Source organism: Geobacillus subterraneus, from assembly GCF_001618685.1.
Classification (GTDB): domain Bacteria; phylum Bacillota; class Bacilli; order Bacillales; family Anoxybacillaceae; genus Geobacillus; species Geobacillus subterraneus.
Genome location: NZ_CP014342.1, coordinates 2,018,546 through 2,032,748, shown reverse-complemented (window position 1 = coordinate 2,032,748; position 14,203 = coordinate 2,018,546). Strand labels below are relative to the sequence as shown.

The 14,203-nt window shown below is 56.3% G+C and carries 14 protein-coding genes; 13 read left to right on the top strand and 1 reads right to left on the bottom strand.

Features of this window, described 5'->3' with window-relative positions:
- Positions 1-162: 162 nt before the first annotated feature.
- From miaA to GS3922_RS09900, 12 genes are all read left to right on the top strand, one after another.
- A complete protein-coding gene (gene miaA, locus GS3922_RS09950; RefSeq protein ID WP_063166217.1) occupies positions 163-1,110 on the top strand; it encodes a tRNA (adenosine(37)-N6)-dimethylallyltransferase MiaA in 948 nt (315 codons plus the stop codon).
- A gap of 34 nt (positions 1,111-1,144) precedes the next feature.
- Positions 1,145-1,372 carry an RNA chaperone Hfq gene (gene hfq, locus GS3922_RS09945; protein ID WP_063166216.1) on the top strand — a complete coding sequence of 76 codons (228 nt, stop codon included), beginning with the start codon at positions 1,145-1,147 and terminating at the stop codon, positions 1,370-1,372.
- A 309-nt stretch (positions 1,373-1,681) separates the two neighbouring features.
- Entirely contained in the window at positions 1,682-2,614 is a 933-nt protein-coding gene (spoVK, locus tag GS3922_RS09940; RefSeq protein ID WP_063166215.1) for a stage V sporulation protein K, read from the top strand.
- Between the two features lie 165 nt (positions 2,615-2,779).
- Entirely contained in the window at positions 2,780-4,354 is a 1,575-nt protein-coding gene (locus tag GS3922_RS09935) for a fatty acid--CoA ligase (protein ID WP_063166214.1), read from the top strand.
- A gap of 24 nt (positions 4,355-4,378) precedes the next feature.
- Entirely contained in the window at positions 4,379-5,524 is a 1,146-nt protein-coding gene (locus GS3922_RS09930) for an acyl-CoA dehydrogenase family protein (RefSeq protein ID WP_063166213.1), read from the top strand.
- Positions 5,525-5,539: 15 nt separating this feature from the next.
- The gene (locus tag GS3922_RS09925; RefSeq protein ID WP_063166212.1) at positions 5,540-6,613 is read left to right on the top strand and encodes a CaiB/BaiF CoA transferase family protein; all 1,074 of its coding nucleotides are present in this window, start codon (positions 5,540-5,542) and stop codon (positions 6,611-6,613) included.
- 3 nt (positions 6,614-6,616) lie between these two features.
- Complete coding sequence (locus tag GS3922_RS09920; RefSeq protein ID WP_063166211.1) at positions 6,617-8,236, top strand: long-chain fatty acid--CoA ligase; 1,620 nt, start codon at positions 6,617-6,619, stop codon at positions 8,234-8,236.
- A gap of 13 nt (positions 8,237-8,249) precedes the next feature.
- Positions 8,250-9,101 (top strand): 3-hydroxyacyl-CoA dehydrogenase family protein, encoded by an 852-nt coding sequence (locus tag GS3922_RS09915; RefSeq protein ID WP_063166210.1) that lies wholly within the window; start codon positions 8,250-8,252, stop codon positions 9,099-9,101.
- A 21-nt stretch (positions 9,102-9,122) separates the two neighbouring features.
- Positions 9,123-9,248, top strand: coding sequence for a hypothetical protein (locus GS3922_RS18355; RefSeq protein WP_257722305.1), 126 nt, complete (start codon positions 9,123-9,125; stop codon positions 9,246-9,248).
- Positions 9,230-10,381 (top strand): thiolase family protein, encoded by a 1,152-nt coding sequence (locus tag GS3922_RS09910; protein WP_172796410.1) that lies wholly within the window; start codon positions 9,230-9,232, stop codon positions 10,379-10,381. The genes GS3922_RS18355 and GS3922_RS09910 overlap by 19 nt, the downstream gene beginning before the upstream one ends.
- Before the next feature lie 150 nt (positions 10,382-10,531).
- Positions 10,532-11,101, top strand: coding sequence for a Uma2 family endonuclease (locus GS3922_RS09905; protein ID WP_062898541.1), 570 nt, complete (start codon positions 10,532-10,534; stop codon positions 11,099-11,101).
- Between the two features lie 98 nt (positions 11,102-11,199).
- Entirely contained in the window at positions 11,200-12,078 is an 879-nt protein-coding gene (locus tag GS3922_RS09900) for a DMT family transporter (RefSeq protein ID WP_063166209.1), read from the top strand.
- Positions 12,079-12,173: 95 nt separating this feature from the next.
- Here the strand turns inward: GS3922_RS09900 and GS3922_RS09895 are convergent, their stop codons facing one another.
- The gene (locus GS3922_RS09895) at positions 12,174-12,791 is read right to left on the bottom strand and encodes a trimeric intracellular cation channel family protein (protein ID WP_063166208.1); all 618 of its coding nucleotides are present in this window, start codon (positions 12,789-12,791) and stop codon (positions 12,174-12,176) included.
- Positions 12,792-12,942: 151 nt separating this feature from the next.
- On the opposite strand from GS3922_RS09895, the gene hflX reads away from it, so the two are divergent.
- Entirely contained in the window at positions 12,943-14,190 is a 1,248-nt protein-coding gene (gene hflX, locus GS3922_RS09890) for a GTPase HflX (protein WP_063167374.1), read from the top strand.
- Positions 14,191-14,203: the final 13 nt, after the last annotated feature.

Genomic DNA, 14,203 nt, shown 5'->3' with positions numbered 1-14,203 from the left:
CGTTCGGCGCGGCGAAAGGAACGGACGGCAATTTTTCGCGTTGCTATGTATAAAACGGCGGGCGGATGGCGAAAACGTAGGAAAGAAATTGTTTCATGCGTTGCCGTTTTTATGTATAATGGTGTTTGATACGAGTTTAGCAACAGAAAGCAGTGGCACACCATGGCAGAAAAAGTCGTTGTCATCGTCGGACCGACGGCAGTCGGCAAAACGAAGCTCGGCATCGCGTTGGCGAAAAAGCTGGGCGGGGAAATCATCAGCGGCGATTCGATGCAAATTTATAAAGGAATGGACATCGGCACCGCGAAAGTGAAGCCGGATGAAATGGAAGGGGTTCCGCACCATTTGCTCGACATTAAAGAGCCGTGCGAACCGTTTTCCGTCGTCGAATTTCAGCGGCTCGCCCGTGCGCTTATTGCCGATATTTCCGCGCGCGGCCGGCTGCCGATCATCGTCGGCGGCACCGGGCTGTACATTCAAGCCGCCATTTACGATTACCAATTTTCCGATGCCCCTTCCGATGAAGCATATCGCCGAGCGCTTAAACAGCTGGCAGCCGAGCAAGGGGCGGAAGTGCTTTACAGGCAGCTTGAGACGGTTGATCCGGAAAGCGCAGCGCGCATCCATCCGCACAACATCCGCCGCGTCATTCGTGCGCTCGAAGTGTATCATTGCACCGGGAAACCGTTCAGTGAGTGGCAGCGGGGGCAGCAGCGGCAGCTTTTATACGAAACGGCCATCATCGGATTGACGGCGGAGCGGAACGTGCTTTACCGCCGCATTAATGAACGGGTCGACGAGATGATCGCCGGGGGGCTGATGGAAGAGGTGAAGTCGCTGTACGACCGCGGCTTGCGCGATTGTCAGGCGGTGCAGGCGATCGGCTACAAAGAGCTGTACGACTATTTTGACGGCCGCGTCTCCCTCGACGAAGCGATCGAGCAGCTGAAACAAAATTCACGCCGCTATGCGAAACGGCAGCTGACATGGTTTCGCAACCAAATGCCGGTTAGATGGTTTGACATGACGGACCCCGAACAGTTCGCCGCCAAGGTGGAGGAAATTTTTCACTACATAGCAGGAAAGCTTCAACTCGAAGCGAATATATAACCATATCCTTAGAGAGAAAAGAGGAGGACGTTCCATGAAAAATACGATCAACATTCAAGACCAGTTTTTAAACCAGCTGCGCAAAGAAAGCATCCAAGTAACTGTGTTCTTATTGAACGGCTTCCAGCTGCGCGGGTACATTAAAGGCTTTGACAACTTCACCGTGTTGCTCGAAGTGCAAGGAAAACAGCAGCTCATCTACAAACATGCGATTTCGACGTTTGCGCCGGAGCGGAACATCCAGTTTGAAACCGAGCAATGATGCCGCCGGTACATAAGCCGCCGAGAAAAGAGACGCTCTCCTTAGGGGGGGCGTCTTTTTTCTGCATTTCTCGCTCCGCCCTTCCCGCCCCAGCTCACGTCGCTTTTTTATTTCCGATGCGTAAACGGCCGCCGATTTGAATAAAAATATACAAACTTTTCCGTGCTAAGATCAGCCGGCCGGCTGTTCGTTTGGGCGATTGTCACGGATTGGCGGCGGCGTACGTATACTAATAGGGAAAAGGCGAGGCGTCGACAGCCAAATCGGAATGGGTGTGGATGGCAAAAACGGGAAGCGAGGTGACGCCCCTTGTCAGAGGTGACGATGAACAAAGCGAAAGGGCAAATTAATATTGTGTTGAATTCGAAAACGGTGAATCACTTAGTGAAAGAAGAGCGGAATGACTGGCTTGATGGCGAAGAACATCAGGCGCTTCGCAATATTCAAAAAGAGCTCGACCAACTGATCGGGCTCGATCATGTCAAAAAAATCGTTAAGGAAATTTATGCCTGGCTGTACATTAGCCGGATGCGCAAAGAAAACGGCTTGAAAGCGAACCGCCAAGCACTTCATATGATTTTTAAAGGAAATCCCGGAACAGGGAAAACGACGGTGGCGCGTCTGCTCGGCAAACTGTTTTTTGAAATGAACGTGCTGTCGAAAGGGCATTTCATTGAGGCCGAGCGGGCTGATTTAGTCGGGGAATATATCGGGCATACGGCAAGCAAAACGCGCGACTTGATCAAAAAAGCGCGCGGCGGTGTATTGTTTATCGATGAAGCGTATTCGCTCGCCCGCGGCGGCGAAAAAGATTTCGGCAAAGAAGCGATCGATACGCTCGTCAAAGGGATGGAAGATTACTGTGACGATTTAGTCGTCATTTTAGCCGGTTATCCGAAGGAAATGGATTATTTTTTGTCATTAAACCCCGGCTTGCCGTCGCGTTTTCCGTTGACGATTGAGTTTCCCGATTATACGGTCGAGGAGCTTGTGCAAATCGCTAAGCAAATGTTGCGCGAGCGTGAGTACGAAATGACGCCGGAGGCGGAACGGAAGCTGTACGTCCATTTAGAGGGGACGCTCGAGGCCGCGGGCCGGCTGAAGTTCAGCAACGGCCGCTACGTCCGCAACTTGATCGAAAAAGCGATCCGCAAGCAGGCGGTTCGTCTTCTTCATGAAGGGCGCTACGACAAAAAGGAGCTGATGACGATCCGCGACCGCGATTTAGCCATCTACTCTTAAAAAAGAAAGGGAAGCCTCCCTTTCTTTTTTTTGGAGGCAAAAGAGGAATGTCACGAAAAAGGGCGAATACATAAACAACGAGGGCGCATGCGCCAAATGATCTGAATTGTCTGTCGAATCAATCTTCTTGCCCTCTGTCCATTTGGAAAAAAGGGGGAAACGCGCTTGTACGTAACGATTGGGGAGATGTTTTCTCAAACAGTGAGAAAATTTCCGACACGCGAGGCGGTCGTTGAGGTGGCGACCGGACGCCGCTATACGTACGCCGAATGGGAGCGGGAAGTGAACCGATGGGCGAACGCTTTTCTTGAAGCCGGCGTCCGCAAAGGGGACCGCATCTCGACGGTGCTGTACAACACGCTCGAACTCGCCACCGCCCTGTTTGCCTGCGCCAAAATCGGCGCGGTGTTCAATCCGATCAATTTTCGGCTGAAAGCGGAAGAAATCGCCTATATTTTGACGGACGCCGAACCGAAAATCGTCGTATTTGAACGGGCGGTCGAACCGCAGCTCGCCGCGATTCACAGCCGTTTTCCGCATGTGGCATTTTGGTCGATTGATGGCGATCCACCGCCGTTTGCCAAAAGCGCTCACGAAGAAGCTGCCCGGGTTTCAGCGGCAGCGCCGCGCGTGCATGTGGAAGAGAGCGATCTTTACGCCATTATGTACACAAGCGGAACGACCGGGAGGCCCAAAGGGGTGATGCACCGGCACCGCGACATGATCGAGCAAAGCGTCATTTGCCATGGCGTGATGCGCATCCGGGAAACGGACCGCGGGTTGGCCGCAGCGCCGCTGTTTCATTGCGCCGAACTGCATTGCTGCTTGCTGCCGCGCGTGCATGCCGGAGCGGCGAGCATCATTTTGCATCATTTTGACGCCAAGCTCGTTCTCGAGACGATCGAACGCGAACGGATTACGCTCATGTTCGGCGCTCCGACGATGTGGAATATGATCTTGCAGGAAAATGTAAGCGATTACGACCTTTCTTCGCTCCGCCTCGGCTTGTATGGCGCCGCCCCGATGGCCCCGGCGCTTGTGAGGCAGTGTCAAGAGCGGCTCGGCATCGGTTTAGTGCAGGCGTACGGCATGACGGAAATGGGACCGGCGGTCACGTTTTTATTGGAAGACGAACAGCTGAAAAAAGCCGGTTCTGCCGGACGTGCCTGCCTGAACCATGAAATCCGCGTCGTCCGCGCGCGGGAAGACGGGCCGTCCGACCCAGACAATGTGCTGCCGCCGGGTGAAGTCGGCGAGATCATTATGCGCGGCCCGTGCATGATGGCTGGCTACTACAAGCGCGAAGAGGCGACAGAACAAGCGTTGTACAAAGGCTGGTACCATTCCGGCGACCTCGGTTACGTTGACGAAGACGGCTACTTGTACGTCGCTGACCGGGTTGATGATATGGTCATTAGCGGCGGGGAAAACGTCTACCCGCGCGAGGTGGAGGATGTGCTGTACGAGCATCCCGGCGTGCTTGACGTCGCCGTGCTTGGCGAGCCGGATGAGCTGTGGGGGGAAAAAGTCGTCGCTTTCATTGTCAAAAAAGATAACCGCTTGACCGCTGAGGAGCTTGAGCGGTTTTGCCAAACGAGCGACCGCCTCGCCCCGTATAAGCGGCCGCGTGCCTATTATTTCATCGACGCCCTGCCGCGCAACGCGAGCGGCAAAATCCAAAAGTTTTTGCTGCGCGAGCGGCTAAAACAGCAGGCGGCGGGCGGAACAACGGAAAAGTGACGGAACGGAAAAGAGGGATGATGGATGGCAGCCCGCTATTTGCGCGAAGAGCACCATATTTTTCGCGAGGCGTTCCGCAAGTTTTTGGAAAAAGAGGCGTATCCATATTATGAAGAATGGGAACAACGCGGCATCATTCCGCGGTCGTTTTGGGCGAAAATGGGGGAAAACGGCTTTCTTTGTCCATGGGTCGATGAGAAGTACGGGGGAGTAAACGCTGATTTTGCCTATTCGGTCGTCATCAATGAAGAGTTGGAAAAAGTCGGTTCCAGCCTTGTCGGCATCGGCTTGCATAACGACATCGTGACGCCGTACATCGCTTCATACGGAACGGAAGAACAAAAGCAAAAATGGCTGCCGAAATGCGTCAGCGGCGAGGTCATTACGGCGATCGCCATGACGGAGCCGGGAGCTGGATCGGATTTGGCGAACATTTCGACAACAGCGGTGAAAGAAGGCGATGATTATATCGTCAATGGACAAAAAACGTTTATTACAAACGGCATCCACGCCGATTTGATCATCGTCGCCTGCAAAACCGACCCGCATGCCAAACCGCCGCACCGCGGCATCAGCCTGCTTGTTGTCGAACGCGATACGCCGGGATTTACGCGCGGGCGGAAGCTCGAGAAAGTCGGGCTACACGCTCAAGATACGGCTGAGCTGTTTTTCCAAGACGCGAAAGTGCCGGCGTGCAACTTGCTCGGCGAGGAAGGAAAAGGTTTTTACTATTTGATGGAAAAGCTTCAGCAGGAGCGGCTTGTTGTCGCCATCGCCGCGCAGACGGCGGCCGAAGTGATGTTTTCGCTCACAAAGCAGTACGTAAAACAGCGCTCAGCGTTCGGCCGGCGGGTGAGCGAGTTTCAAACCGTCCAGTTCCGTCTCGCCGAAATGGCGACTGACATCGCCCTCGGGCGTACGTTTGTCGACCGCGTCATCGAGGAGCACATGGCGGGAAAACAAATCGTCGCAGAAGTGTCGATGGCGAAATGGTGGATCACGGAGATGGCGAAGCGCGTCGCGGCCGAATCCATGCAGCTGCACGGCGGCTACGGCTATATGGAAGAATACGAGATTGCCCGGCGCTATCGCGACATTCCGGTGAGCGCCATTTACGCCGGGACGAACGAGATGATGAAAACGATCATCGCCCGGCAGCTAGACTTGTAGAAAGAGGGGCGTTTCATGCTGAATCGTATCGTTGTGCTTGACTTTTCCCATTACTTGCCCGGCCCGTTTGCGAGCTGGCGCCTCGCCCAGCTCGGGGCCGAGGTGATCAAAATCGAGCCGCCATCCGGCGATCGGCTGCGCCCGTTCGCCGAGGGCCGGCTGTTTGCCGCGTACAACGCCGGCAAGAAAAGCGTCGCCTTGGACTTAAAGACGGACGAGGGGCGCGAGCAAGCCCGGCGGCTTGCCGCCCGCGCCGATGTGGTGATCGAGAGCTTCCGCCCCGGGGTGATGGCGCGGCTCGGGCTCAGCTATGGCGATATTCGCCGCAACAACGAGCGGGTCGTCTACTGCTCGATCAGCGGCTTCGGCCAGCAGAGCGGGCGCTCGCTGCTCGGCAGCCACGATTTAAACTATATGGCGGTCTCCGGACTGTTGGCGCAGCTTGTGGACCGAAGCGGCCGCCCGGTTCATCCGAAGGTGACATTCGCTGATTTTATTGGCGGCATGGCGGCGGCCGAGCGCATTTTGGCAGCGCTGTTTGCCCGCGAGCGAACCGGCAAAGGCGCCTATTTGGATGTTTCCTTGGTCGACGGCCTAACGGCGATGATGGCCGGCCATTTTGCCATTGCGCATGGCGGCGGGCCGAAAAACGGCCTTGCGGAGCTTGCTGGGGAAGTCGTCTGTTATCAGCTGTATGAGACAAAGGACGGCCGCTATATAAGCCTAGCAGCGCTCGAACCGCACTTTTGGCGCCAGTTTTGCGAGGCGGTCGGCCATCCGGAATGGATTGAGGCGCAATGGGCGCCGGCCGAGCCCGGGGAAGAAGTGTATGAAGGACTTGCCGCTTTGTTTCGCGAAAAAACGTTTTCCGAATGGAGCGCGTTTGCGGAAACGGTCGACGCTTGCCTCGCTCCGGTGCTCGAAACGGATGAAGCGAAGCAGCTGTTTGCCGGTGACCGGATTCGCCGTCTTGTCCGGCTGCAGTCAAACGAAGCATGGACGGCCGCGCACGGGCTGGATGGACAATGGAGCGGCGGGGCGGCGCCGCAAGTGAACGAACACGCACATTTGTTGAAGGGGGAGGAGTAACCGATGATGAAAACGCCGTTAAACATTTCGATGATGCTTGAGCGGGCGGAGATGTTTTTTCCGAAAAAACAAGTCATCTCCCGCATGAAAGGGGGCGTCGTCCGCCATACATACAAGGAAATCGGCGCGCGGACGCGCAGGCTTGCAAGCGTGTTAAAGCAGCTTGGCGTGGAAGTCGGCGACCGCGTCGGCACGTTCGCCTGGAACCATCACCGTCATTTGGAAGCGTATTTTGCCATTCCGGGCATCGGGGCGGTGCTGCATACGATCAACATTCGCCTTTCTGCACAGCATATCGCCTATATCATCAACCATGCCGATGACCGCGTCTTGCTCATTGACGACGATCTGCTGCCGGCCATTGAAGCGGTGAAAGACGAGATTCCGAACGTACGCGCTTTCATCATCATGACTGACGCCGACGAGCTGCCGGAAACGACGCTGTCGCCGGTGTACCATTATGAGAAGCTGCTTGCTGAAGGCGATCCGACATTCCCGTTCTTCAAAGACCTCGATGAATACCAACCGGCCGGTATGTGCTATACGTCAGCGACGACGGGCAATCCGAAAGGGGTCGTCTACACGCACCGGAGCACTGTTTTGCACGCGATGGCGCTAGGACTGGCCGATACGCAAGGGCTATGCGAGCGCGATGTCATTATGCCGGTCGTGCCGATGTTTCATGTCAACGCCTGGGGGCTGCCGTTTGCTGCCACGTGGTTCGGCTCAACGATCGTCATGCCGGGGCCGGCGTTTACGCCGAAAGTGCTTGCCGAGCTGATTGACGCTGAGCGGGTGACGATTACTGCCGGTGTGCCGACGATTTGGCTTGGGCTGCTGCAAGAATTGGAGAAAGGAAACTATGATGTAAAGAGCTTGACGCGCGTCATTTGCGGCGGTTCGGCTGCGCCGAAAGGAGTGATCCGCGCCTTTGAAGAAAAATACGGCATTCCGTTTATCCATGCTTACGGAATGACGGAAACGAGCCCGCTTGTGCTCGTCTCGCGCCCGAAAAGTTATCAAGACGCGCTGTCGTACGAGGAGAAACTCGACATTCGCGCCAAGCAAGGGCTGCTCGCTCCGGGACTCGAAATGAAAGTCATCGGCCAAAATGGCCCGGTTCGTTGGGACGGCCAGGAAATGGGCGAGCTTTGCTTGCGCGGGCCGTGGATTGCCGCCGAATACTACAACGACGACCGGACGAAAGACGCGTTCCGCGACGGCTGGCTGCATACCGGCGATGTCGTCACCGTTGACGAAGAAGGGTTTGTCAAAATCGTCGACCGGACGAAAGACGTCATTAAAAGCGGCGGCGAATGGATTTCGTCCGTTGATTTGGAAAATGCGCTTATGGCCCATGAGGCGGTGTTTGAAGCGGCGGTCGTCGCCGTGCCGCATCCGAAATGGCAGGAACGCCCGATCGCCTGCGTCGTGTTGAAAGAAGGAAAACGCGTCACGAAAGAGGAGCTGTACGACTTTTTGCGCCCGCAGTTTACGAAATGGTGGCTGCCGGATGACATCGTCTTTCTTGATGAAATCCCAAAAACGAGCGTCGGCAAATTTTTAAAGCGAAAGCTGCGCGATGAGATGGCGGCGCGCTATGCGGATGCCGCAGCCGAGTAAGGGGGCGAATATCGTGGCTGAGACACTGACGGTCATCGGCGCTGGGGTGATGGGAAGCGGCATCGCGCAAACAGCGGCGATGGCGGGAAAAACGGTGCATTTATATGACGTGTCCGAAGCGGCCTTGCAAAACGGGCTCGCTTCGGTCGAAAAAAGCTTGCGCCGCTTTGTCAAAGCCGGACACCTGTCCGAACAAGAGGCGCAGGCGGCGCTCGGCCGCATCCGTCCGACGACGGATTTGGCGGAAGCGGTGCGTGAAGCGGACGTCGTCATTGAAGCGGCGCCGGAAAACTTGACGCTGAAAAAAGAGGTGTTTCGAAAGCTTGACGAACTCACGAAGCCAGGCGCCATTTTGGCGACCAACACATCGGAGCTGAGCGTGACAGCGCTTGCCGCTGCGACCAACCGGCCGGAGAACGTCATCGGCATGCATTGGTTCAATCCAGCGCCGGTGATGAAGCTCATTGAAATTGTCAAAGGCGAAACGACGGCCGATGAAACGGTCGACGCCATCCGCCGCCTGTCCGCGGAGCTTGGCAAAGAAACAGTCGTCGTCAAAGACCGGCAAGGGTTTGTCACAACGCGGGCGCTCGCCGCCCATATGATTGAATGCATCCGCATGTATGAAGAAGGGATCGCTTCTGCTGAGGATATCGATAAAGCGGTGCGGCTCGGCCTCAATTACCCGATGGGGCCGCTTGAGCTCGCTGACATGGTCGGGCTTGATACGCTCCTGTCTGTGAGCGAAAACATGACCGAGGCGTACGGCGACCGCTTCCGGGCGCCGCAGCTTTTGCGCAAGCTCGTTGAAGCCGGGCATTTAGGGCGGAAAACAGGGAAAGGGTTTTATGCGTATACAAAATGAACAAGCGCCTCTCACGGAGAGGTGGACAGAAACGGGCTCGTTTGGCGGCGCCGCGGTGCATCGTTGGATACAACGGTGCAGCTGCGCCGTCAAGGAGTGGCGTTGACAACATCAACAAGGAGGGGAAGATGGTGCGTGAAGCGGTGATTGTGGAAGCCGTCAGAACGCCGGTCGGCAAGCGGAACGGCGTCTTCCGCGACGTTCATCCGGTCCATCTGGCCGCGGCGGTGTTGGATGAAGTCGTGCGCCGGGCGGGCATAGAAAAAGGACAGGTAGAAGATATCGTCATGGGCTGCGTGACGCCGATCGCCGAGCAAGGATACAACATCGGCCGGCTCGCGGCGTTGGAGGCTGGATTCCCAATCGAAGTGCCGGCCGTGCAAATCAATCGGATGTGCGGCTCCGGGCAGCAGGCGATCCATTTTGCCGCTCAAGAAATCCGCTCCGGCGATATGGATGTCACCATTGCGGCCGGGGTCGAAAGCATGACGAAAGTCCCGATTTTAAGCGACGGCAATGAGCGGACGATTCCGCCGTCGCTTCATGAAAAGTATGAATTCATCCACCAAGGCGTCTCGGCGGAGCGGATCGCCAACAAATACGGATTGACGCGCGAACAGCTTGACGCTTACGCCTACGAAAGCCATCGGCGTGCCTTGGCCGCCATGCGCGAAGGGAAGTTTCGCGCCGAAATCGTCCCGGTCAAAGGGCTTGACCGTGATGGCCGCGAAATCCTTGTCACCGATGATGAAGGGCCGCGGGCCGATACATCGCCGGAAGCGCTCGCCGCGCTCAAGCCGGTGTTTCAAGAAGACGGCGTCATCACCGCCGGCAATGCGAGCCAAATGAGCGACGGGGCGGCCGCCATTTTGCTGATGGAGCGGGAGGCGGCGCGCCGGTTTGGACTGAAGCCGAAAGCGCGCATCATCGCGCAGACGGTCGTCGGCTCCGACCCGACGTATATGCTTGATGGCGTCATTCCGGCGACAAGACAAGTGCTAAAAAAAGCCGGACTTGCGATCGAGGACATCGATCTCATTGAAATTAACGAAGCGTTCGCCCCGGTCGTGCTCGCCTGGCAAAAAGAAATCGGCGCCCCGCTTGCGAAAGTGAATGTCAACGGCGGCGCCATCGCGCTCGGCCATCCGCTCGGCGCCACCGGCGTCAAGCTCATGACGTCGCTCGTTCATGAGCTGGAGCGGCGGGAAGGCCGCTATGGGTTATTGACGATTTGCATCGGGCACGGCATGGCGACGGCCACGATCATCGAGCGGGAGTAAGAGCAACGCGTGGAAAAAACATTTGTTTGACACACACTCGACAGCGGTGGCGGCCGCTGTTTTTTCTGTCATGACGAGAAAATAAAAATATGAGACGGAACTGGAGCGATGTGATAAGATGAAAGAAAAGCAAGTGAAAGGGGAAGCGCAGTGCAGAAGGAGAAGCCGTTTTACACGTATCGCGACATTGAAAATTGGGAAGGAAATTGGGAACTGATCGATGGTGTTCCCTATTTATTGGCGTCTCCGTCGTTTGAGCACCAGTATGTGGTCGGACAACTGCACCTTGCATTGGCTTTGTATTTTCAGGCGCGTGGCTGTCATGTCATTCTTGCCCCGTTTGATGTTCAGCTTGATCCTGAGGAGCCGGAACGGATGGCGAAAACGGTTGTTCAGCCGGATTTATCAGTTGTTTGTCGGGTTGAGCAAATCGGGAATCGGCGAATGAAAGGGGCTCCCGATCTCGTTGTGGAAGTGCTGTCACCAAGCACCGCCTTGCGTGATCGAAACCAGAAATACTATTTATACGAAAAATATGGTGTGCATGAATATTGGATTGTAGACCCCAGCAATCGAACGATCGAAGTGCTCAGCTGGCAAGATGGACGATTTCAACAGCGAGCGGTTTTCGGGCCAAGCGATGAGTTGGTTTCTTTTTGGCAACCGGATTTGACGGTTTCGCTCGCCCCCGTGTTTCCTCCGGAAGAAAGCGATGTGTAGCTGATGGAGAACAACCTTGTTTGGCTGCCATCTCTGGAAATAACGGCTTCGCTTTTGGTGTCAGCAGCAGAAAGAAGAAAGCAAAGGGGATCGATGTCATGAAGCAAGCCTTTCTCGCTTCCTTCTATTTATCCCTTGCCGCTGGCATTTGGGGCGGGATGTATGTCGTAAGCAAATACGTGTTGGAGTACATACCGCCGCTGACGCTCGTCTGGCTGCGCTACGGTGTCGCCTTGATCGTGCTTGCCGCGATCGCGGCAGCGAAACGCGAGCGCCCTCCAAAGCACGGACGCGATTGGGCGATGGTCATCGCGATCGGCGTCATCGGCTATGTCATTTCCATTTCGTTGCAATTTGTCGGCACGAAATGGTCAAACGCCCATACCGCTTCGCTCATTACGGCTTCAACACCGGCGTTTGTCGTTTTATTTGCCCGCTGGCTTCTTGGTGAAGCGCTCACATGGCGGAAGCTTGCGGCGTTGTTGTTGGCGGCAGCGGGAGTGATCGTCATCGTCGGCCTCGGGGGCAGCGGGGAGTCGACGTTGGCCGGAAATATGGCGTTAGTCGGCGCGGCGGTCACTTGGGCGCTGTTGTCGGTGCTGGTGAAAATGGCGTCGGCTCGCTTGACCGTTCTTTCCATTACCACATTCGCCATCTTGGCGGCGTTTGTCGGCATGACGCCGATGCTGATGGTGGAACGTCCAGGGCTGACGGCCGTTCAATGGAATGCGCCCGTCGTGATGGGGGTGTTGTACCTTGGCATCGTGTCAACGGCGGGCGCGTTTTTCTTGTGGAACAAAGGGATGGAGATGATCGACGCCGGCATTGGCTCGCTCTTTTTCTTTTTTCAGCCGCTTGTCGGCTCGCTCTTTGGCTGGCTGTTTTTGCATGAGCGGCTTGACGCTTCCTTTTGGGCGGGCGGGGCGCTCATTGTCGCGGGAGTGGCGGTGGCAGTGCGGAGCGGCCAAAGCGCCTAGCGAATACAGCGGCAAAAAAGCGAAGAACCATGGCGCGGCGCTTCGCTTTCGTGCCTACCGGTTTACTTCTTGCCCGATTGCAACGGTTTGGCCCATTATTGCCCGCCCGCCTGTTCTCCGGCCGCCCGCCGCGGCAGTTTCCAGCCGTACGTGTACGACAAAACGCGCAACGAAGCGACCGCCACAAACAGCACATACAGCTCAATCGGCGATTCCGCCCATTTCAGGCCGACGGCGATGCCGGCTAAAATCGCCCAAGCGGCGTAAATTTCCGCACGCAGCACGAGCGGCTTTCTCCCGGCTAATACGTCGCGGATGATGCCGCCGCCGCTGCCGGTCAACACCGCCGCGACGATGACCGCGCTTAACGGATGCCCCATTTTTGCGGCATACAGTGCTCCTTGGATGGCAAACGCTGACAGCCCGAGGGCGTCAAAAAAGTTGCCCCATCGTTTCCATGGCGGGAGCATTTGTTTCGGAAATAAATAGACCATCGTCATTGAAGCTAAGGCGACGAGAAAAAGCGGACCTTGTTCCCACAGCGCCGACACCGGAACCCCGATCAACAAATTGCGCACCGCCCCGCCGCCAAAGGCGGTGACGATCCCTAAAATGTACACCCCAAGCAAGTCGTACTCTTCTTCCATCGCGACGATCGCCCCGCTGATGGCAAAAGCAATCGTCCCGATGATGCTCAACACTTCCCACGTCATTCTCGCTGTTCCTTTCCGTGCGGTGTTCTTGTATCATTGTAGGGGCAAAAACGGCGGAAAATCAATCATTTTTTGAACGAACTAGCAGGAGGGCGGCCGATTTGGTATGATGAAAGCAGGCAAAAAGGTCCGTCAGAAAGGAAGGGATGTCATGGGCCGCGAACAAGCGATCATCGTCGGCTGCCAACTCGCCGGTGTTGATGACGAGCGGTTTCGTTATTCAATGGAAGAGCTTGCTTCGCTCGTTGCGACGGCGAACGGCGAGGTGGCGGCTCAACTTGTGCAAAAACGCGAAGCGCCGCATCCAGCCACGTATATCGGCAAAGGGAAAACGGAAGAGCTGGCCGCCCTCGTCAAGGAGCTCGAACCGGATCTCATCGTCTTCAACAGCGAACTGTCGCCAAGCCAGGCCCGCAATTTGACGAACATGCTTGGCGAAGTGAAAGTCATTGACCGGACACAGCTCATTTTAGATATCTTTGCCCAACGCGCCCGTTCGAAAGAAGGAAAGCTGCAAGTTGAGCTCGCTCAGCTCGAGTACATGCTGCCGCGCCTGAGCGGCCAAGGGGAGGCGCTATCCCGCCTTGGCGGCGGCATCGGCACGCGCGGTCCGGGGGAGACGAAGCTTGAAACGGATCGGCGCCACATTCGCCGCCGCATCGACGACATTAAAGGCGAGCTGCGGCGCATCGCCGAGCATCGCGGGCGGTACCGGGAGCGCCGGCAAAAAAACCGCGCCTTTCAAGTGGCGCTTGTCGGCTATACGAACGCCGGCAAGTCGACGCTCTTTAACCGGCTGACGGCCGCCGACTCATTGGAAGAAAACTTGCTGTTTGCCACGCTCGATCCGCTTACGCGCAAGTGCGTGTTGCCGTGCGGGTATACGGTGCTTCTCACCGATACGGTCGGATTCATTCAAGACTTGCCGACGACGCTTGTCGCTGCGTTTCGCTCAACGCTTGAAGAAGTGAAGGAAGCGGATTTGCTGCTTCATGTCGTCGATTCGTCGCATCCGGATTATGCCGAACATGAGCGCACCGTATCGCGGCTCTTGGCGGAGCTAGGAGCTTCTTCAATTCCGGCCGTCACCGTTTACAATAAAAGCGACCGGCAAACGCCGGAATTTCTCCCGACGACAACCGATGCGATCGTGATGAGCGCGCTCTCGGCCGCCGATGTCGACCGGCTCCGCCGCTTTATCGAAGAAGCGGTGAAACAGCAAATGAGCCGTTATGACGTGTCGATTCCGAGCGGGAAAGGAAAATTGCTCGCCCAGTTAAAAACGGACACGATTTTGCATGAATGGCATTATAATGAACAAGGGGGCACGTACGAGTGTCAAGGGTACGTGCTGCCGACGCACCCGCTCTACGGGGAGCTGCAATCATTTCAACGGTAGAAAGGGTTCATCT

What these genes read in the sequence shown, in the direction of transcription:
- GS3922_RS09920 (WP_063166211.1), top strand. Translation starts at nt 6,617, where the DNA reads ATGATGAAAACGCCGTTAAACATTTCGATGATGCTTGAGCGGGCGGAG.
- GS3922_RS09930 (WP_063166213.1), top strand. Translation starts at nt 4,379, where the DNA reads ATGGCAGCCCGCTATTTGCGCGAAGAGCACCATATTTTTCGCGAGGCG.
- GS3922_RS09895 (WP_063166208.1), bottom strand. Translation starts at nt 12,791, where the DNA reads ATGACGTGGGAAGTGTTGAGCATCATCGGGACGATTGCTTTTGCCATC.
- GS3922_RS09910 (WP_172796410.1), top strand. Translation starts at nt 9,230, where the DNA reads ATGGTGCGTGAAGCGGTGATTGTGGAAGCCGTCAGAACGCCGGTCGGC.
- hfq (WP_063166216.1), top strand. Translation starts at nt 1,145, where the DNA reads ATGAAAAATACGATCAACATTCAAGACCAGTTTTTAAACCAGCTGCGC.
- miaA (WP_063166217.1), top strand. Translation starts at nt 163, where the DNA reads ATGGCAGAAAAAGTCGTTGTCATCGTCGGACCGACGGCAGTCGGCAAA.
- GS3922_RS09900 (WP_063166209.1), top strand. Translation starts at nt 11,200, where the DNA reads ATGAAGCAAGCCTTTCTCGCTTCCTTCTATTTATCCCTTGCCGCTGGC.
- hflX (WP_063167374.1), top strand. Translation starts at nt 12,943, where the DNA reads ATGGGCCGCGAACAAGCGATCATCGTCGGCTGCCAACTCGCCGGTGTT.
- GS3922_RS09925 (WP_063166212.1), top strand. Translation starts at nt 5,540, where the DNA reads ATGCTGAATCGTATCGTTGTGCTTGACTTTTCCCATTACTTGCCCGGC.